Annotated in this window: 15 protein-coding genes; 6 read left to right on the forward strand and 9 right to left on the reverse strand. The window is 71.0% G+C overall.

Annotated elements, in window-relative coordinates; all coding sequences use genetic code 11:
- Window positions 1-212: 212 nt before the first annotated feature.
- The 5 genes from OU416_RS11175 to macS all read right to left on the reverse strand — a co-directional run bounded on the left by OU416_RS11175 (window position 213) and on the right by macS (window position 4,290).
- Window positions 213-1,574 (reverse strand): hypothetical protein, encoded by a 1,362-nt coding sequence (locus tag OU416_RS11175; protein ID WP_270926820.1) that lies wholly within the window; start codon window positions 1,572-1,574, stop codon window positions 213-215.
- Window positions 1,575-1,682: 108 nt separating this feature from the next.
- Window positions 1,683-1,874, reverse strand: coding sequence for a hypothetical protein (locus tag OU416_RS11180; protein WP_270926821.1), 192 nt, complete (start codon window positions 1,872-1,874; stop codon window positions 1,683-1,685).
- An 86-nt stretch (window positions 1,875-1,960) separates the two neighbouring features.
- On the reverse strand, window positions 1,961-2,161 hold the full coding sequence (locus OU416_RS11185; RefSeq protein ID WP_270926822.1) for a hypothetical protein: 201 nt from the start codon (window positions 2,159-2,161) through the stop codon (window positions 1,961-1,963).
- A 294-nt stretch (window positions 2,162-2,455) separates the two neighbouring features.
- Window positions 2,456-3,115 (reverse strand): response regulator, encoded by a 660-nt coding sequence (locus tag OU416_RS11190; RefSeq protein WP_093150814.1) that lies wholly within the window; start codon window positions 3,113-3,115, stop codon window positions 2,456-2,458.
- Window positions 3,112-4,290: a MacS family sensor histidine kinase gene (macS, locus tag OU416_RS11195; RefSeq protein WP_270926823.1), complete on the reverse strand. Its 1,179-nt coding sequence runs from the start codon at window positions 4,288-4,290 to the stop codon at window positions 3,112-3,114. Before macS ends, OU416_RS11190 begins: the two co-directional genes overlap by 4 nt.
- Window positions 4,291-4,678: 388 nt before the next feature.
- Here macS and OU416_RS11200 point away from each other — a divergent pair, with 388 nt between their 5' ends.
- Window positions 4,679-5,875 carry a GGDEF domain-containing protein gene (locus tag OU416_RS11200; RefSeq protein ID WP_270926824.1) on the forward strand — a complete coding sequence of 399 codons (1,197 nt, stop codon included), beginning with the start codon at window positions 4,679-4,681 and terminating at the stop codon, window positions 5,873-5,875.
- Between the two features lie 9 nt (window positions 5,876-5,884).
- Here the strand turns inward: OU416_RS11200 and OU416_RS11205 are convergent, their stop codons facing one another.
- Window positions 5,885-7,051, reverse strand: a complete 1,167-nt coding sequence (locus OU416_RS11205) for an AI-2E family transporter (RefSeq protein WP_270926825.1) — start codon at window positions 7,049-7,051, stop codon at window positions 5,885-5,887.
- Window positions 7,052-7,257: 206 nt separating this feature from the next.
- Between OU416_RS11205 and OU416_RS11210 the strand changes: the two genes are divergently transcribed.
- Window positions 7,258-8,046 carry a hypothetical protein gene (locus tag OU416_RS11210; protein ID WP_270926826.1) on the forward strand — a complete coding sequence of 263 codons (789 nt, stop codon included), beginning with the start codon at window positions 7,258-7,260 and terminating at the stop codon, window positions 8,044-8,046.
- A 159-nt stretch (window positions 8,047-8,205) separates the two neighbouring features.
- Entirely contained in the window at window positions 8,206-9,522 is a 1,317-nt protein-coding gene (locus OU416_RS11215) for a hypothetical protein (protein ID WP_270926827.1), read from the forward strand.
- 130 nt (window positions 9,523-9,652) lie between these two features.
- Here OU416_RS11215 and OU416_RS11220 read toward each other — a convergent pair whose 3' ends face one another.
- A complete protein-coding gene (locus OU416_RS11220) occupies window positions 9,653-10,945 on the reverse strand; it encodes a glycosyltransferase 87 family protein (protein WP_270926828.1) in 1,293 nt (430 codons plus the stop codon).
- Between the two features lie 435 nt (window positions 10,946-11,380).
- Between OU416_RS11220 and OU416_RS11225 the strand changes: the two genes are divergently transcribed.
- The gene (locus OU416_RS11225) at window positions 11,381-12,232 is read left to right on the forward strand and encodes a sensor domain-containing diguanylate cyclase (protein ID WP_270926829.1); all 852 of its coding nucleotides are present in this window, start codon (window positions 11,381-11,383) and stop codon (window positions 12,230-12,232) included.
- Between the two features lie 104 nt (window positions 12,233-12,336).
- On the opposite strand, the gene OU416_RS11230 is transcribed toward OU416_RS11225, so the two are convergent.
- Together OU416_RS11230 and OU416_RS11235 are read right to left on the reverse strand one after the other, a co-directional pair.
- Window positions 12,337-13,434, reverse strand: a complete 1,098-nt coding sequence (locus OU416_RS11230) for an inositol-3-phosphate synthase (protein WP_270927172.1) — start codon at window positions 13,432-13,434, stop codon at window positions 12,337-12,339.
- Between the two features lie 20 nt (window positions 13,435-13,454).
- Window positions 13,455-14,024 (reverse strand): PadR family transcriptional regulator, encoded by a 570-nt coding sequence (locus OU416_RS11235; RefSeq protein ID WP_270926830.1) that lies wholly within the window; start codon window positions 14,022-14,024, stop codon window positions 13,455-13,457.
- A 220-nt stretch (window positions 14,025-14,244) separates the two neighbouring features.
- On the opposite strand from OU416_RS11235, the gene OU416_RS11240 reads away from it, so the two are divergent.
- On the forward strand, window positions 14,245-14,649 hold the full coding sequence (locus tag OU416_RS11240) for a DUF5318 domain-containing protein (RefSeq protein ID WP_270926831.1): 405 nt from the start codon (window positions 14,245-14,247) through the stop codon (window positions 14,647-14,649).
- A 241-nt stretch (window positions 14,650-14,890) separates the two neighbouring features.
- Entirely contained in the window at window positions 14,891-18,046 is a 3,156-nt protein-coding gene (locus OU416_RS11245; RefSeq protein ID WP_270926832.1) for a transglycosylase domain-containing protein, read from the forward strand.
- Window positions 18,047-18,073 lie beyond the last annotated feature (27 nt).

Raw genomic sequence — 18,073 nt, forward strand, 5'->3', positions numbered from 1 at the left:
CTTCCCCTCCCGATCACCGGCTTCGCGCACCGGCACCGGGGAGCCCACACCAGCTCCCATCGGGTGGTTCCGGTCGGCTGTTACTGCACTACACAACGTGACAAAAGTCCCGGTTTCCGCTGGTAGATCACCTGGACGCGGGTGGCGCGAAAAGACGAACCCCGGTCCCGCCGTGCGGTACCGGAGCTCGCCCTCCCCCCTTGGAACCGGACTCACGCCGCCGTCGGTGGGCGCCACCGTCCGGAGTGCCTGCGGTGCCGGGCGTGCGGGCGGGCCTGGCGGCGGGCGCGCGCCTTGCGCACCAGCCTGGTGATCCGCCGCGCCGTCCGGATCGCGAACGCGGTGCCGCCGACCCACGGCACCAGCAGGATCAGGATCGCCATGATCGACAGCAGCAGGATTCCCACGTGCCCCTGGCCGCCCGCGCTCAGCGCGACCTCTCCGTAGCGCAGGGCGCTGCTCGTCCCGGTCGCCAGGTAGAACGGCAGCCGGATCAGCAGCAGCGCCAACCCGGCGAGCAGCAGCGGAACCACGATCAGCACCCAGGCCGTGACCAGCAGCCGCACCCGCGGGCGCAGCGCCTGGTGCATCGTCGAGCCGTCGTCGGGCTTGCCGCGCATCCGGCGCCACACCGGGCCGACGAACGCGAACAGGTTGGGCACGCCCACCAGGTCGCCCAGGATCAGGTAGCCGTCCAGCCGCAGCAGCGGCACCAGCTGCTGGAGTATCTGCAGGTGGTTGAGCACCATGAACACCACCAGCGCCGGGATCCCGGTCACCTGGTAGAGCCCGAACATCGCCACGATGAAGATCGCGTTGAAGTAGATCCCGCCCAGATCGGTGCGCAGCCGCCCGCGCCGGTCGAGCCGGTAGGCGTCGGTGACGTTGGTGTAGAAGGCCGGGTAGAAGATCAGGATGCCGACCCCGATCCCGCCCGGTCTCGCGCCGCCGTAGTGGCAGCCCGCGGCGTGGCCGAACTCGTGGAACATCGTGGCGAAGACCCACAGCGCCATCAGCGCCAGCATCAGGACCGGATCGCCGACGGAGCGGTGGAACGCGGCGTCGATGCCGCCGGACATCACCAGCCACACGTCGACGCCGACGAACATGGCCAGCATCAGCGCGATCACCGGCGGCCGGTAGAACGGCGCGAAGATCGCCGCCGCGACGCGGACGACCCCCGGCGGCAGCAGCTGGGTGTTGAACACCAGCGACAGCAGCGGGTCCGAGCGCGGCGGGTCCGGCAGCGGCTCGGACGTGGTGGCGATGCCCATCGGGTGCAGCTTCTGGTCGACGAGGAACCCCACGTCCGCGGGTGAGAGCTCCGTCCCCAGGTCCTGGTTCAGCCGCTCGGCCACCTCGCGGAGGTTCCGGTCCCCGTCGAGCCTGCCGGCCACCTCGTGCAGCAGCGGGGACAGGAGCACCATCTGCCCGTCGGCCCGCGATACCAGGTAGCGCGGCTCCTCGTACCCGCCGCCCTCGTACTCGCCCAGCAGCGCCACGCCCTCGACGAGCCGGGGGACCGCGTTCTCATCCGTCGAGTCCACGGCCTCGACCTCGGTAGCTTCTGACATGACATCCTCCGGGGCAGCACGGCCCTGAGCCCGCCCGGGGGCAGGCCCTGATCGCGTTCGCGCGCCTGGCCGGGAACGGATCCGCTCCGTTCCCGGCCTGGCGGCTCATCAGTTGTTGAAGTCGATGTCGGCCACGTTGCTGGCATCGATGTCCTGCCCGATGTCACCACCGAGGTTGACCGCGACGATGATGTTGAACTGGTTGACGATGGCGATGTTGCCGACGCCGAAGTTGCCGCTGAGCGCTTCCCGCGAGGGCAGCAGCTCCACCGACTGGCTCGACAGCTCCATTTCGTGCATATCTGTCTCCTCCGTGGCTGTGGACCCAGGCCGCTCACCGCGCGCAGCAGCGGTGAGCGGCCGGGAACTCATCAGCTGCTACCGGGTCAGCGGGCGTTCTGGTCGACGCTGGCGTTGTTGAACGCCGTCACGTCGACGTCACCGGCGAAGGAGTTGTTGTCGACGTTCACGTCGACGCTCTGGTCGACGTCGATGCTCTGGTCGATGTCCCCCAGGTTGTCCCACCAGCAGCCGCCGAGCGCCTTGCGCTCGGGAAGCAGTTCTGCGAACTCGTGGGTCTCGAACATGGTCTGCTCCTAGTCGTTCGACGGAATTTCGACTGCGGCTCAGCCGCTGCAGACGAGTACGCCAGAGGCCCGTCACCAGGCCGTCACCAGTGCGTCACGCTGTGCTGCCACTCCGGCGCCCGATCCGGCGATGACGCTGCGTGTTCCGCGCACGACCAGGGGAAACCCGGTTCGGACAAGAGCTTTCCTAGATGGATCGGGTGAATCCGGAAAATCCCGCACGGATTCGCCCTCACCCAACGAAAAGCCCCGCGCACCGAAGACGGGTGGCGGGGCTGGTGACCTGGGAGAGCGCTAGGCCTCCTGATCCAGACCGTGCTCGATGGCGTAGCGCGCCAGCTCGACCCGGTTGTGCAGCTGGAGCTTGCGCAGCGTGGACTGCACGTGGTTCTCCACGGTCCGGTGCGAGATGACCAGCTTCTTGGCGATCTGCCGGGCCGTCATCCCCTTGGCGACCAGCCGCAGCACCTCGGTCTCCCGGTCGGTCAGCTGCGGGGCCTGCGCGTCGGAGTCCGGGGTGATCGCCATCCGCCGGTACTCGCCGAGCACCAGACCGGCCAGCCCGGCGGTGAACACGGCGTCGCCGGCCGCCGTGCGCTGCACCGCGTCCACCAGCTCCGACGCCGACGCCGACTTGACCAGGTACCCGGACGCGCCCGCCTTGACCGCTTCCAGCACGTCGCTGTGCTCGCCGCTGGCCGACAGCACCAGCACGCGGGTGCCGGGGATCTCCTGGGTGATCTGCAGGGTCGCGGTCACCCCGGAGGTGTCGCCGAGGTTGAGGTCCATCAGCACCACGTCGGGCTTGACGGTCCGCGCGATGCGCAGCGCGGACGCGGCGTCGCTGGCGGTGGCCAGCACCTCGAAACCGCGTTCGGCCAGGTCGCGGGCGACCCCGTCGCGCCACATCGGGTGGTCGTCGACGACCATCACGGACACGGGCGGCTCGCTCATCGCTCTCCTCCTCTGCGGCGCTTGGCCGGTTTCGCAACGGGCAGGGGAACCCGGATCTCCCACTCGGTCCCCTCGCCGGGCTCGGTGTCCAGGGTGATCGTGCCACCTAGACCGTCCACCCGGCCGCGGATCGACTTGGCCACGCCGAGCCGTCCCTCGGCCGCGGCCTCGTCCAGCCGTCCCTCGGGGATGCCCGGCCCGTCGTCGCGGACGCTGAGCACGACCTCGTCCGGCAGCTCCTCCAGCAGCACCCAGGCCTGGGCGTCCGGGCCGGCGTGCTTCTCGACGTTGGCCAGCGACTCGCGGACCACGGCGAACAGCTCGGAGCTCAGCGGTTCGTCCAGGAGCACCGGGTTGCCCGGCACCGACACGTGGATCCGGCCGGTGCGCAGCACCTGGAGCCGCGCGGCCAGATCCGTCTCGCCGTTCTCGGTGGGTTCCTGCGGGGTGGTGGCGACCAGCGCGCGCAGCGCGATCTCCTGCTCCCCGGCCAGCTTCGCCAGCTCGGCGGCCTCTCCGCCCAGCTCCGTGCCGCGGCGGCGAACCCGCGCCAGGACCTGCAGCACGCTGTCGTGGATGTCGCGGGCCAGCCGCTCGCGCTCGGCGGTCGCGGCTTCCGCGCGCAGCGCGCGGGCCAGGCGCGCGGTGGTGCTGCGGGCGCTGTTGGAGGCCAGCCCGATCACCGCTCCGACGCCGACCAGCAGCACCGTGTCCAGCACCATGTCCGGGGAGGTCTTCCACCGGAGCAGGAAGTTGCAGCCCGCCGCGAAGATCCCGGAGGCGATGCCGCCGGACATGCCCCACTGCGCGGCGGCCGCGGTGATCATCGTCGGGTGCCAGGCGGTCACCACCGTCGGGTAGCTCTCCGCCATCTGCTCCTCGGTGAGGATGAACTCGCTGCTCATGAACAGCACCGTCACCACGACCTGGTCCAGCGCGACGAGCAGGTCGGTGCGGCCGGAGCGCTTCGAGTAGCGCCAGACGGTGAACGCGGTCCACAGGCCCATCAGCACGAGGACCACGACGGCCAGCCACGGCCGCTCGTAGGAGTCGAACTGGGCGATGACCCATGCGCACGCGTAGAAGAACGTCACGACGCGGAAGACGTTGTGCCCACGCCAGAGCGGCGAGCGGCCATCGGTCACCCGCGGTTCGTTCGACAGCGGACTGCTCAAGTTCGCTCCTTCCCAGCGGACCATCCTGCCGTACCGAGCGCTCAACCGAGACCGCCGGACCGGCCACCACCCGTGTTTGTGATCACCAGCATCGTCGGTGAAGAACCTGTATCCGGGGTCGTTCTGCGTGGCGGTGCGGGTGGCGGAACCTCAGACGCCGTCTGGTCTGCGGGAGCCCGTTCTTATGTATGTCCAATACACGGCGAACGGGACTGGGCTCGCCAAGAGCCCAGTCTGGGCGGGCACAGCCTGAGAACCCGCGGCGGTGCTAGTTGCGAGGGTGGGTTAAGCGGCTGCGCCGCTTCAAAGACAAAGACGACCAAGAGTCCGGGTGGCGGGGCGCCGGGTGGCCACTCGCTGTGCAAGGCTGCGCACGGGAGGTGATCGAATGGGCGGCTGGCTGCTGTGGCGACTTCGGCCGGCGGCGATCGCCTACGTGCTGTTCGTCCAGGCGGTGGCGCTGGCCCTGCTCGGGCTGGTGGTCGCGACCAGCCGCGATCCGGCGCCGCGGGAGCTGCTGACCTTCGTCGTGCTGGCCGCCACCGCGGGCACGGTCATCGTGGTGACCTCGGTGTCGATCAACGTGAAGCGCCAGATCAGGCGCAACCCGTGGACGCTGCACATCGCCTACCTGGCCACCGGCATCCTCGTGCTGCCGCCCAACCTGCTGGTGCTCCTGCTGCTCGGCCCGACCCTGCACGGGGTGCTCGACGGCCGTCCCGAGCTGCACCGCTGGCTGTTCACCACGGCGGCGACCACGATCGCGACGCTGTCCGCGCGGTTCGCCATCGGCTGGTCGGAACCCGCGTGGGGCGCGGTGCAGTTCGTGCTGGCCGGCGCGATCCTGCTGCTGGTGCGCGCGTTCCTGGTCGCCATCGGGATCCGGCTGCGCAACCCGGAGGCGCCGCGGCAGCACGTGCTCGGCGAACCGATCGACGTGCTGCTCGGCATCGTCGCGGCGAGCCTCGGCGGGCTGCTGGCGGTGGCGATCACCCGCGAACCGGCCAGCGCGCTGCTCGCCGGTCCGCCGCTGGTGCTGCTGGACCTCGCCGGTCAGCTGCCGCAGTGGCGGCGCTCGGCGCAGCACGACGCCAAGACCGGCCTGGCCAACGTGGCCCACTGGGAGCGCCTGGCGCGCACCGAGCTGTCCCGGGCGCAGGGCCGCGACCAGGCGGTCTCGCTGCTGCTGCTGGATTTGGACCACTTCAAGCGGGTCAACGACGAGATCGGCCACCTGGCCGGGGACACCGTGCTGGCCGCGGTCGCGATGATGCTGCGCAGCAGCGTGCGGCGGGAGGACGTGGTCGGCCGGTTCGGCGGCGAGGAGTTCGTGGTGCTGCTGCCCGCCACCGGCGCGGAGCTGGCCTGCTCGGTGGCCGACCGGATCCGGCGCTCGACGGCGGCCCTGTCGGTGCCCGCCCGCGACATCGAGGGCGAGCCGCGCGAGATCGACGACCTGACGGTGAGCATCGGCGTGGCCACCACGACCCGCTTCGGCTACCAGCTCCCGGACCTGCTGATCGCCGCCGACGCGGCCCTGCTCGCGGCGAAGTCGGCGGGCCGCAACGCGGTCACCCTCGCCTGATCTCGCCGGTCAGCGCTCGGCGGTGGGCTCGGGTTCCTTGTCCTCCGGGGGCTCGGCGGGCTCGTCCTCCGCCGGTTCCGGGGGGACTTCGGGCTTCAGCTCCTCGTCGTCGCCGACCAGGGAGCGGATCGAGGAGTTCAGGACCGCCACCAGCGGCACCGCCAGCAGCGCGCCGACGATGCCGGAGACCACCGCGCCGATGCTGATCGCCAGGACCACGGCCAGCGCGTGCAGCTGCACCGCGCGGCCCAGCAGCAGCGGCTGCAGGACGTTGCCCTCGAACTGCTGCACCAGGAGCACCACGCCGACCACGATCAGCGCCGTCACCCAGCCCTTGGTCACCAGCGCGACCAGCACCGCGACCGAGCCCGAGGCCACCGCACCGACGATCGGCACGAAGCCGCCCAGGAACACCAGCGCGGCCAGCGGGATCGCCAGCGGCACGCCGAGGATCACCAGGCCCAGCCCGATGCCCAGCGCGTCGACCACCGCCACCATCGCGGTCGCCCGCACGTAGCCGACCAGCGATTCGAAACCGCGGCAGCCCGCCCGGTCCACCTTCTCCCGGACGTGCTTCGGGGCCAGCTTGGTCACGAACAGCCACACCCCGCGGCCGTCGTGCAGGAAGTAGATCAGCGTGAACAGCGCCAGCACCAGGCCGGTCAGGAAGTTGCCGAAGGTGCCAGCGGTGGACAGCGCGCCGCTGGTCAGCATCGCCTGGTTGGCCTGCAGCCAGTCCTGCGCCTGCCGCAGGTAGTTGTCGATCTGGGCGTCGTTGATCTGCAGCGGGCTCTCGGCCAGCTGCGTCTTGAGCGCGGTGAGCGAGGCGATGACCTGCTGCTGCAGGTCCGGGAAGCCCTCGATGAAGGCGCTGATGACGAAGGTGAGCACGCCGCCGACGACGGCCAGCCCGCCGATCAGCACCAGCGCGGTCGCCAGCGCCCGCGGCACGCCGCGCCGCGCCAGCCCGGAGACCACCGGGGCCAGCAGCGCGGACAGCAGCATCGCGATGGCCACCGGGATCACGACGACGTAGATCTGCCCGAGGACCAGCCCGAGCACGTACACGGCGCCGAGGATGACCAGGATCCGCCAGCTCAAGGCGGCCGAAACGCGCAGCGCGCGCGGGAGCGCACTGACCGCATCGTCCCGTTCGGCGATCTTGAAGTCGTTCACCCCGCCACCGTAGCGCCGCGCGGGGAATCGGGGCGGCATATGACGACAGCCAGCGACGTCGCCAGGACGCCGGTAACCCGATGTAGCGAACCTGTCGCCCAGCGCTTACGTCCGCGGCGGTTGCTTTGAAAGAGTGCGCCACGGCAAGCAGGAGATCGAAGTCCTGTGGGGAGTCACCGCTGAGCCGAGGAGGTTCTGGCCCCGAGATGTCCCGCCGCGACCGCACGACGGGAGCCGCCCGACCGTGGCGGCTGCTCGGTCGTGCTCTGGTGGTGGCGGGCGCGACGGTCGCCGGAACCTCCGCGGCTTGGTTGCTCGGCCACGGCCCCGCCGACGCCGCGGACCTGCCCGCGGCCGAGGACGCGACCGACCGCCCCGCCGCCGGTGCCCAGGAGGGCGACCAGTCCGGTCCGACGGACTTCTCGCTCACCGGTCTCGACCCGCTCCGGCTGGTCAGCTCCGGCCCGGCCGGGAAGCTGCTCGACGCCGTCCAGCCGGTCACCGAAGTGCTGCGGCAGCCCGCCGCCGAAGTCGGGCAGGTCGCAGGCAGCGCGCTCGCGGTCACCGAAACCCAGACCAGCGCCCCGGCGCCCGTCACGGGCAGCGGCCCGGAGGTGCCGCCGCAACCACCGGTGGAGCCCGGTCCGCCGCCGCTCGTCGCGCCACCGGCCGTCGTCGAGGGCCCGGCGCAGGACGTCACCGAACCCGTGCGAGCGCCGCGCTCGGCCCAGCCGACGCGGCTGGAGCCGCCCGCGCCGGAACCGCCGGCGCAGCCGAGCGCCCCGGCCCGCTCCGCCCCCTTCGTGCTGCCCGCGCCTCCCGGCGCGCCCGGCTTCGGGAGCCCGGCCGACGGGCCGCACCACAACACCACCGCGCTCGGCTGGTACCCGGCCGCGCCGGTCCGCGTCCCGGCCTTCGCCGGGGCGCCCGCCTGCGACCTCGCGGGAACGCCGGTCGGCGTCCCCGAACCGCAGCCCGGAACCACTCCCGACTGATCGCGCTGCGCCAGCCGGCGCGGCGGGCAGCCCGCCGCGGTCCGGCCGCGCGAACTCGAAGGCAATTCCCGCAATGCCCGCTGCCGCGCCCCACGCACCCGGCCGGCGGTGCGGCGCTCGAAATCTCCCCGCAGGGGAAACCTCGTTAAGGAGCAATCCATGCAGACTTGGGCGAAGCGCGGCGTGCAGGCCGCGCTGGTCACCGGTGGGATGCTGGCCGTCGGCAGCGGCGTCGCATCCGCCGATCAGGCCTGCCCCGAGCGCCCGAACTCGCCGTTGGGCGAGTCGGCGAACGCGCTCGACCAGCTCGGCACCGGCGGGCGCTGCCTGTCCGGCGACCTGTTCCAGGAGAACGCGCCGCTCGTGGAGTCGCGCGCCGCGCACCAGGTGACCGCGCTGGCAGGCACCCTCGACCCGGTGCGGGACCTGCTGCCCGCCGTCGAGAACGACATGACCCAGGAGATGCCCGCGCTGCGGGACTGGCACACCGAAGCGCCGGTCGCCCCGCTGCACCTGGCGGGCTGGATCGCCGACCCGGCGGACGCGCGCCCGCTGGAGCTGGCGGGCCTGCCGCCCTTCGACGGCGACCGGCCGGTCACCCCGGCCGAGGGCTTCCACCGCTCGCTGAGCTGGGCCGGGCCCATCGGCGAGGTGATCCGAGGAGGTGCGGCTGCCCTCGATGAGGGGGCGTTTCGCCCGGGTGCGCTCCTGGATGTCCCTGCAGATCTGCTGACCCCGCACGACGACCTGGTCTACTTCGACGGCTTCGGCCAGGCGGACGGCATCGTCGAGCTGTGGGAGGGCGTGCTCGCGGCGCCGCAGGGCGGCCTGGTCGCGCCGGACCGCGTCGACCTCACCTCCGCCGAGCTGCCGGGCCTGCGCAACCAGCTGCACACCGTCCCGGGCGAGGTGCTGGCGGGCGCGCTGTCGGCGGTGGCGGCCCAGCCGACCCCGCGCAACGACTTCGTGCCGCTGGAGGTGCCGGGCGAGCTGCAGGCCAAGGCCGCCGAGATCCCGGACCTCACCGGCCTCTCGCTGGTCGAGCTGAGCCGGGCGCCGGGCACCACGCAGCGCAGCGACTCCCCCGGCGTCCAGGCCCCGCTGCCGGTGCTGGGCGAGCTCAACGCGCTCGGCGGCGGGCAGACCTCGGTGCCGACCATCAGCCGGATCACCTCCGCGCTGGACCAGCCCGCGCCGCGCTTCACCGACGCTCCGCTGGAGTCGGCCGTCGCGGTCGAGGTGGTCGACGAGCTGCGCGCCGCGACGCCGGAGCACAAGCTGATCACCGAGAGCCCGCTGAGCCCGGCCCCGGCTCCGGCCCCGCGCCTGGGCGGCATGTCCCTGCCGGTGCTCGACGGCGGCGTCCCGAACATCACCGCGGTGCAGGACCAGACCCTGCCGCTGCCCGGCCTGACCCAGCAGGGCACGCCGCGCGGCTTCGATAACGCGGACACGATCGTCTTCAGCCGGATCTGACCCACCGGACCGAAAAGCGGGGCGGGAGCGCACGTGCTCCCGCCCCGCTTTTGCGTGGGGGTGGGGATTGGTCGGTGGTGGGTCGGCCGTGAGCGTTTTGGGGCGCTATGGCACCCCGAAGCGCTCACGGTCATCCACGGGCCAAGACCTCGTCCACCACCGGCGCATCGACCGGCGCGGCGCGGCGGGCCCGCCACCACAGGAACGCGTTGTAGAGCAGGAAGGCCAGGCCGAAGTAGACGTAGGCGTTGCCGATCAGGTTCTGCGGGAGGTTCCAGGTCAGCTCCAGGCCCTTGCCCTGCGGCACCTTCCAGTGCGGGCCCATCATGAAGAACCCGGTGACCATCGCGGTCGCCAGCAGCAGCGCCCAGTTCCGCTGCGACCAGGCCGCGCCGAACAGCAGCACCAGCGCCGGGATCGCCCAGACCCAGTGGTGCGACCAGGAGATCGGCGACATCAGCAGCCCGAACACGCCGTTGAGCACCACCGCGGTCGGCAGGTCCCGCTGCCGGATGGCGTGCCGCATCCCGAGCACCACCAGCACCAGGGCGACCACCGCCAGCACGGCGAACACCGCGGTCAGGTGCGGCACGCCCACCTTGGTCAGCAGCGACCGCAGCGACTGGTTGCCCGCGTAGACCGAGGCGTCGCCGGTGAACTTCGGCCCGAAGGACACGTTGCTGCTGGCGAACATCTCCTGCAGCCAGAAGCGGCGCGCGTTGTCGAAGGTCAGCGCGAAGCCCAGCAGCGCGGTGCCGAGGAAGGTCAGCAGCGCGACCGCGATCGTCCGCACGTCCCGGCGCAGCAGCGGCAGCAGCAGGAACACCAGCGGGGTGAGCTTGATCCCGGCGGCCAAGCCGATCAGCAGCCCGCGCGGGTAGGGCAGCTTCTTCGCCCCGTCCACCCGCCACAGGCAGTCCACCGCGACCAGCGCCATCAGCACGATGTTGATCTGCGCGTAGGTGATGGTCTCCAGCACCGGTTCGCTGATCGTGGCCAGCGGCAGCACCGCCGCCGTCACCAGCAGCACCCGGTCCCGGTGCTCGCGCAGGAAGGGCGCCGCCCGGAGCACCGCGTACAGCGTCGTCAGCAGCGCGAGGTGGCTGACCAGCATGATCACCGCGGTGGACGCGGCCTTGGGGATCAGGCCCAGCGGGGCGAACACGATCGCCGCGAACGGCGGGTAGATGAACGGCAGCTCCAGACCGGACTCGGTCGCGGGCAGGTCGTTGTAGAGGTCCCGGCCGCCCAGCAGCGCCTTCGCGCCCAGCCGGTAGACCTCGCCGTCGATGTGGTCGTGGGTGTTGACGGTCGACACGACCATCACCGCGATCAGCTCGGCGACCGCGATGACCGCCAGCAGCGACCGGTGCTCGCGCAACCGGTCGGCCAGCGGTGCTCGCGCGCTACCGGTCACGGGCATGCGCAGCCCGCCTCTCCGCGATCTTCAGCGGTGGTCGCGCCCGGGATCGATCTCGCGTCGTGCGGTTTCTTGCGGCTGGGTTGCATCACGGTCCCCTGAGGTGCGGTTGAGCAGGACTCCGGTTGACACAGGGGGTGTCATTCGTCCTCCTGGCCTGGGTGCCTGGCCCCGACAAGCGTAGAGATCCGGGTGCTCGCGGGGAGCGTTGCGGTGCCGGTTTGGGATCGGCACCACGTCGCATGTTTCACCTGCTCGAATCATCAAGTTCCGATCGGCAGGTGAACCGTCGGGGAATGCATCGCCAACACCTCACTGAGCGTTATCTGTCCAGCGTGAATACCACCATTACGGGTGGTCGCCGTGCTCTTGAAAAGGGGCTTGCTGGCAGGGGAGGCTCAGACGGACTGCTCCGTTTGGTGGGGAGGAGGGGGCCGAATGAGTGTCGTCGAGGTAGCCGCATCAGCTCAGTTGGCGTCGGTGTGGGACGACTACATCAGCGGGCTCAACGTCGGCGTGCTGCTGACCGATGAGCGCGGGCAGGTGCTGGCCACCAACGACGTCGCCGCCGAACTCATGCAGCTGGCCAAGTCCGATCTGCTCACCGGCGTCCGGCCCGCGGGCTGGCGCCTGCGCGACGACACCGGCGCGGCGATGCCGGACTGGGCGGAGCTGGCCGGCCAGGTGCTGCGCGCGGGCACCCCGCTGTCCATCCCGATGGTGATCGCCCGCAGCGGCCAGCCGCTGAGCCGGATCTGGGCGGACTACCACTCGGTGCAGGTGCAGGGCCGCCGCCGCGTGCTGATCCTGCTGCAGCCGGTGCACACCGACGTCCCGCACAGCCGGGGCCTGCTGGATCCGCTGACCGGCCTGCCCGGCCGCGTGCTGCTGCTGGACCGCCTGGAGCAGTCCCTGGTGCGGGCGCGCAGCCGCGGCACGCTGTCCACGCTGGTGCTGATCGACGTGCAGCAGCTGGCGGCCTTCAACGCCGAGCACGGCTTCGACCGCGGCGACGACCTGCTGACCACGCTGGCCGACCGGCTCCGGGAAGGGCTCAGCGACGAGCACACCGTGGCCCGCTACGGCGGCGACGAGTTCGCGGTGGTCGCCGAGCACCCGAGCGGCACCGGGGAGACGATCGCCGAGCAGGCCCGCGAGGTGGCCGGCTGGCCGCTGCGGATCGGCCGCAAGCAGGTCCGCCCCGGCCTCCGCGTGTCCTGGGTGACCACCGATGGCCAGGCCCCGGTCCACTCGGTCCTCGCGAGGGCCGAGCAACAGCTGCAGCACTGAGCTGCTGCGGAAACCGGCGGAGGGAGGTAGCGCGTGGGTCTGGAGACCCTGAGCAGGAACAGGGGCACCCGCGCCGCGCGGGTGCCCCTGTCACGTCGGTGCGCTCAGCGCTCCACGGTGCCTGCGATGAAGTCCTCGACCGCCTGGTAGGCGGCGGAGTCGGCGTACTGCTCCGGCGGGGACTTCATGAAGTAGGAGGAGGCCGACAGGATCGGGCCGCCGATGCCGCGGTCCTTGGCGATCTTGGCCGCGCGGATCGCGTCGATGATGATGCCCGCCGAGTTCGGCGAGTCCCACACCTCCAGCTTGTACTCCAGGTTCAGCGGCACGTCGCCGAAGGCGCGGCCCTCCAACCGGATGTAGGCCCACTTGCGGTCGTCCAGCCACGGCACGTAGTCCGACGGGCCGATGTGCACGTTGCGCTTGCCCATGTCGCGGTCCACCTGCGAAGTCACCGCTTGCGTCTTGGAGACCTTCTTCGACTCCAGCCGCTCCAGTTCCTTCATGTTCAGGAAGTCCATGTTGCCGCCGACGTTGAGCTGCATCGTGCGGTCCAGCTGCACGCCGCGGTCCTCGAAGAGCTTGGCCAGCACCCGGTGCGTGATGGTCGCCCCGACCTGCGACTTGATGTCGTCGCCGACGATCGGCACGCCGGCGTCGGTGAACTTCTTCGCCCACTCCGGGTCGGAGGCGATGAACACCGGCAGCGCGTTGACGAACGCCACCCCGGCGTCGATCGCGCACTGCGCGTAGTACTTGTCGGCGCCCTCGGAGCCCACCGGCAGGTAGGACACCAGCACGTCGACCTCGGCGTCCTTGAGCGCCTGCACGACGTCCACCGGCTGCTCGTCGGACTCCTCGATGGTCTCCCGGTAGAACCGGCCCAGGCCGTCGAGGGTGTGCCCGCGCTGCACGGTGACGCCCAGCGGCGGCACGTCGGCGATCTTGATCGTGTTGTTCTCGCTGGCGACGATGGCCTCGGAGAGGTCCCGGCCGACCTTCTTCGCATCCACGTCGAAGGCCGCCACGAAATTCACGTCCCGCACGTGGTACTCGCCGAACTCGACGTGCATCAGACCGGGCACCCTGGTGCTCGGGTCGGCATCGGCGTAGTAGTGGACGCCCTGCACCAGCGATGCCGCGCAGTTCCCGACGCCGACGATCGCCACTCGCACCGTACGACCGGGCCGATCTCCGCCCATGGCAGGGCCCTCCTTCTTGGTCATCTGTCGTGTCCTTGCAGTTCTTGCTCGCGCGCCGCAGCTGCCTGCTCGGCGCGTTCGTCCTCGATGATCTCGTCGAGCCAGCGAATCTCCCGCTCGCTGTGGTCGAGCCGGAGGCGGTGCAGCTCCCGGGTGTAGCGGTCGAACCGGTCGTCGTCGGCCAGCGCGCTGCGCAGGCCCTCCCGGCGTTCTTCGACGCGCCGCCGCCTGCCCTCCAGGATCCGCAACCGGACCTCGGCCGGGGTGCGGGAGAAGAACACCACGTGCACGCCGAACGCGTTGTCGTCGCACGCCTGCGGTCCGCAGTCCCCGACCAGCTCGGTGAAGCGGAACTCGCCCGCCGTGGTCACGCGGTACACGCGACGTGCCCGCCGTCCCCAGCCGCGCGCGTCGGGCGACTCGGGCTGCTCCTCGATCAGCCCGGCGCGCTGGAGCCTGCGCAACGTCGGGTACAAAGTTCCGCAGGACAGCGCGCGGAAGGCGCCCGGTGCGTCGTGCAACCGCTTCCGCAGCTCGTAGCCGTGCATCGGGGCCTCGTGCAGGAGTCCGAGCACGGCGAGTTCGAGCATCCGCACCTCCTCGGACGGGATCACCGGTGGACTCGCGGAGCCGGATCGCGTTGCCGCGCGCCGCCCGCTGGACCACCTGGTGGAGTATATCGCGGCGATATATCGGGGACCACGATCGAGCGGCGCTGAGGTGGCCGTCGTCACTGCACGTGGCGGTCGGTGGGCACGCCTGCCCTGAACGGCGCATGGAGTAGTCGTCATCGCCACGTACCCTGTGGTCGTGCGGACCCAACGGCAAGTGGTCGACTACGCGTTGCAGCGCAGGGCGCTGCTCGCGCAGGTCCACGCTGGCCGCGTCGGGGTGATGGAGGTCTGCGACGCCGATCCGTACCTGCTGCGGGCGGCGAAGTTCCACGGTGAACCGAGCGGGGTGACCTGCCCGGTGTGTCGGAAGGAGCCGTTGACCCTGGTCTCGTGGGTCTTCGGCGATGCCCTCAAGCACGCGTCCGGTACGGCGCGGGCCCCTGAGGAGCTGGACCGGATGTCCGCCGTGTTCGAGGAGTTCAACGTCTACGTCGTAGAGGTATGCCGCACATGTAATTGGAACCACCTGGTGCAGTCGTACGTCCTGGGAACAGGCGGCTTGAACGAGCGGCGTTCCCAGCGCAAGACTGCTGCGGAGTGAATCCGGTCGTGACCCGACACGACCGCGCGCCCGGTGCGGCGCATCCCCGACGTGAACGCATCACATGGCGTCGTCCGACGCCTGTCCTGGAGGCCCACTCGTGAACGACGAGCGTGACGACCACCCCCGAGGCCGCCACTCAAGGCAACCCCAGCCCGATGGTCGTGGCACGCCACCCCCGCCACCTCAGCGCCCTGGTCCGCCGCATCCCGGTGACCAGGCGCGTCCCCCGCAGCGCCCGATGACCGGACCGCCGCCGGGCCCTGGTGGACCGGCGTGGCCGAGCGAAGAACCGCGACCGGGGCCGAGGCAGGGTCCCCCGCCGCCACCGCCGCGGCCGCAGAACCAGCAGTGGCCGAACGGCAACCCGGACGCGCAGGAGACCCAGCAGCAGCCCGCGGTGCCCTCCGGTCCGGACGCGAAGTGGCCCGAGGGCGAGTCGGCGCAGGAGCGCACCGGCGCGTGGACGCCGTCGTTCGACGATGACGACGATGACGACTCGGCGCTGTCCAAGCGGCTGAGCGGGGATTCCGGCGATTCGGGCAACAGCGGGTCCGGCAAGCTCGACCTGCCGACCTCGTACACCCCGGTGCCGCCTCCGCCGCCGAACGCGGGCCCGCCGCAGGGACCTGGCCGGGAGGGTCCGCCGCCGCCGGGCGGTCGGCAGGGCCCGCCGCCACCGCCGCCGGGCGCGCAGCAGACCCGTCAGGGCCCGCCGCCCGGTCGGCCGCCGCAGCCGCCGAGCGCGGAGCAGCCGACCCAGAACATCCCCCATCCGGGGCGTGACGACGACCGCCGTCGCGCTGGTGGCGCAGCAGCCGCGGGCGCTGCGGCCGCAGGCGCGGCTGCGGCCGGCATGGCCGCGGGAGCCGGAGCAGCTGGTGCCGCAGGAGCCGGGGCCGCTGGCGCTGCGGGTGCCGGAGCCGCTGGTGCTGTGGCAGGTGGAGCCGCCGGTGCCGCTGCCGGCGCGGCGAACGGTGCGGGCAATCCCCGCGAACCGCAGCTGCTCACGCACCAGGAGCAGGGCGCCTACAACTACTACGCCGACGACCAGCTCGACGACGACCCGTACGACAACTACGACGACGGGCGCGGCTACGACGACGGACGTGGCGACGCGCCCCGCGGGGATGATCGCGATGGCGACGACCGATTCGACGACTTCGGCCCGGCCGACGACGACCCGGACGACGAGATGAGCGCCCGCCAGCGCAAGCGCAGCGTGCTCTGGCGCCGGGTGCGGCGCACCTGCTACGTCGGTGCCGCGATGGCCGTGCTGGCGCCCGTGGTGGTGTTCCTCTACGGCTACATGGCCTGGGCCGCGCCGGACGAGGCGCAGGTGATGGGCATGAACCGGCCGATCGAGCTGCGCTACGCCAACGACGAGGTGATGGCGCGCTTCGAGCCGGACAACTCGCGGGAGATCGTGCACAACCTCAACGAGGTGTCGGAGCCGCTGCGCAACGCCACCATCTCGGCCGAGGATTCCTCGTTCTACGACAACCCCGGCTTCGACTTCAAGGGCATCGCGCGGTCGGTGTACTTCCTGTTCACCGGGTCCGGCGTCGGTGGTGGCTCCACCATCACGCAGCAGTTCATCAAGCTGGACCTGGAGCTGAACAAGAAGGACCCGAATTACGTGCGCAAGGTCAAGGAGGTCGTCCTCGCGTACAAGATGACCAACGAGCGCTCCAAGGACGAGATCCTGCTGGCGTACCTGAACACCGCGTACTACGGCCGCGGTGCGAACGGGATCATCGCCGCGTCGAAGGCCTACTTCAACAAGAAGCCGAGCGAGATCAACGAGGCCGAAGCAGCGGTCCTGGCGGGCGTGGTCCAGCGGCCGCGGGACAACGACCCGCGCGTCGACCTGGAGCAGGCGTCCAGCCGCTGGAAGTACGTCGTCGGGCAGATGGAGGACAACGGCTACCTCCAGCCCGGCCAGGGCGAGACCCTGCAGATGCCGGAGACCCAGCCGCGGACCGATTGGCAGACCGACAACCGGCTCACCCCCGAGCAGGACGCGATCTGGCAGGCGATCCAGAAGGAGCTGGAGGCCAAGGGCCTGCAGCAGAGCATGCTGTACCGCGGTGGCTACACCATCAAGACGACCATCGACCCGGATGCGCAGAAGAAGGCCGAGGCGGCCGTCCACTCGGTGATGGACGAGCAGCCGCCGTCGCTGAAGACCTCGCTGGTCGCGGTCGACCCGGAGACCGGCGGAGTGCTGGCCTACTACGGCTCGAAGGTGAACAAGGGCGATCTGGACTGGGCCAGCACCAGGCAGGAGCCGGGCTCCTCGTTCAAACCGCTCGTGGTGGCGGCGGGCCTGCAGCAGGGCATCGGCATCGGTGAGTACTACGACGGCAGCGACAACCAGACGATCGCGGGCACCCCGTTCCGCAACTCCGAAGGCGTGGAGTGCACCGTCCCGACGCACTGCGGGATTCGCGAGGCGATGACCAAGTCGGTCAACACCGTGTTCGTCCACCTGGCCAACAGGGTCGGTACCCCGAAGGTCGCCGACGCCGCGCACGCGGCGGGCATCGGAGAGACGACGAAGCTGGCCAACAGCGAGAACGGCGTCGTCGAGGCCGGTATCGCGCTGGGCCAGTACCCGGTGTTCCCGACGGACATGGCCGCGGCGTACGGAACCTTCGTCAACGGCGGTCAGAAGGTCGAGACGCACTTCGTCTCCGAGGCGATCAGCTCCGAGACCGGCCCTTACGAGTTGGACATCGACAAGCCGAAGCCGGCGTACAGCACCGATGCCGAGAAGAGCGCGGACATCGCCGCCGACGTCGCCGAGTCGATGAAGAACGTGGCGTCGAACTCCAGCGTGCCGCTCAACGGCAACCGCCCGGTGGCGGCCAAGACCGGTACCCACCAGTGGGGTTCCACGAACCTGAACCGGAACGCCTGGATGATCGGCGCGACGCCGCAGGTCTCCACGGCGGTGGCGATGATGAGCGACGACGGCGGACCGCAACCGCTGAAGGACTCCAACGGCAGGACCTTCTACGGCAGCAAGTACCCGTCGCAGGTGTGGCAGAAGTTCATGAACTCCTATCTGCAGGGCAAGAAGGAGGAGAAGCTGCCGACCCCGGGCAAGATCGGGCAGTACGAGGACACCCCGCCGCCGCCCCCGCCGACCAGCGAGGCGCCGAGCGAGTCGATGAACCCGAGCGAGTCGATGAACCCGAGCGAGTCGCAGGATCCGGACGAGTCGCAGGACCCGACCTCCAGCGCGGGCCGGCCGAGCCGCGACTGCGGTGGCATCTTCGAACCGCCGTGCCCGCCGGGGCAGGACAACGGCGACGGCGATGGTGACGGCGGCGACGGGAACGGCGGACCGAACAACGTCGCTCCGACTGACCGGCCGAGGTACTACGGCTGACGACCGGGTTCGACCACGAGGGGCATC

The sequence above is a fragment of the Saccharopolyspora indica genome (assembly GCF_027853965.1).
GTDB lineage: Bacteria > Actinomycetota > Actinomycetes > Mycobacteriales > Pseudonocardiaceae > Saccharopolyspora > Saccharopolyspora indica.

Excerpts from the sequence above, each read along its gene's own strand:
- OU416_RS11175 (WP_270926820.1), bottom strand. The coding sequence starts at position 1,574 with ATGTCAGAAGCTACCGAGGTCGAGGCCGTGGACTCGACGGATGAGAAC.
- OU416_RS11190 (WP_093150814.1), bottom strand. The coding sequence starts at position 3,115 with ATGAGCGAGCCGCCCGTGTCCGTGATGGTCGTCGACGACCACCCGATG.
- OU416_RS11180 (WP_270926821.1), bottom strand. The coding sequence starts at position 1,874 with ATGCACGAAATGGAGCTGTCGAGCCAGTCGGTGGAGCTGCTGCCCTCG.
- OU416_RS11200 (WP_270926824.1), top strand. The coding sequence starts at position 4,679 with ATGGGCGGCTGGCTGCTGTGGCGACTTCGGCCGGCGGCGATCGCCTAC.
- OU416_RS11210 (WP_270926826.1), top strand. The coding sequence starts at position 7,258 with ATGTCCCGCCGCGACCGCACGACGGGAGCCGCCCGACCGTGGCGGCTG.
- OU416_RS11220 (WP_270926828.1), bottom strand. The coding sequence starts at position 10,945 with ATGCCCGTGACCGGTAGCGCGCGAGCACCGCTGGCCGACCGGTTGCGC.
- OU416_RS11215 (WP_270926827.1), top strand. The coding sequence starts at position 8,206 with ATGCAGACTTGGGCGAAGCGCGGCGTGCAGGCCGCGCTGGTCACCGGT.
- OU416_RS11185 (WP_270926822.1), bottom strand. The coding sequence starts at position 2,161 with ATGTTCGAGACCCACGAGTTCGCAGAACTGCTTCCCGAGCGCAAGGCG.
- OU416_RS11235 (WP_270926830.1), bottom strand. The coding sequence starts at position 14,024 with ATGCTCGAACTCGCCGTGCTCGGACTCCTGCACGAGGCCCCGATGCAC.
- OU416_RS11230 (WP_270927172.1), bottom strand. The coding sequence starts at position 13,434 with ATGGGCGGAGATCGGCCCGGTCGTACGGTGCGAGTGGCGATCGTCGGC.
- OU416_RS11245 (WP_270926832.1), top strand. The coding sequence starts at position 14,891 with ATGACCGGACCGCCGCCGGGCCCTGGTGGACCGGCGTGGCCGAGCGAA.
- OU416_RS11225 (WP_270926829.1), top strand. The coding sequence starts at position 11,381 with ATGAGTGTCGTCGAGGTAGCCGCATCAGCTCAGTTGGCGTCGGTGTGG.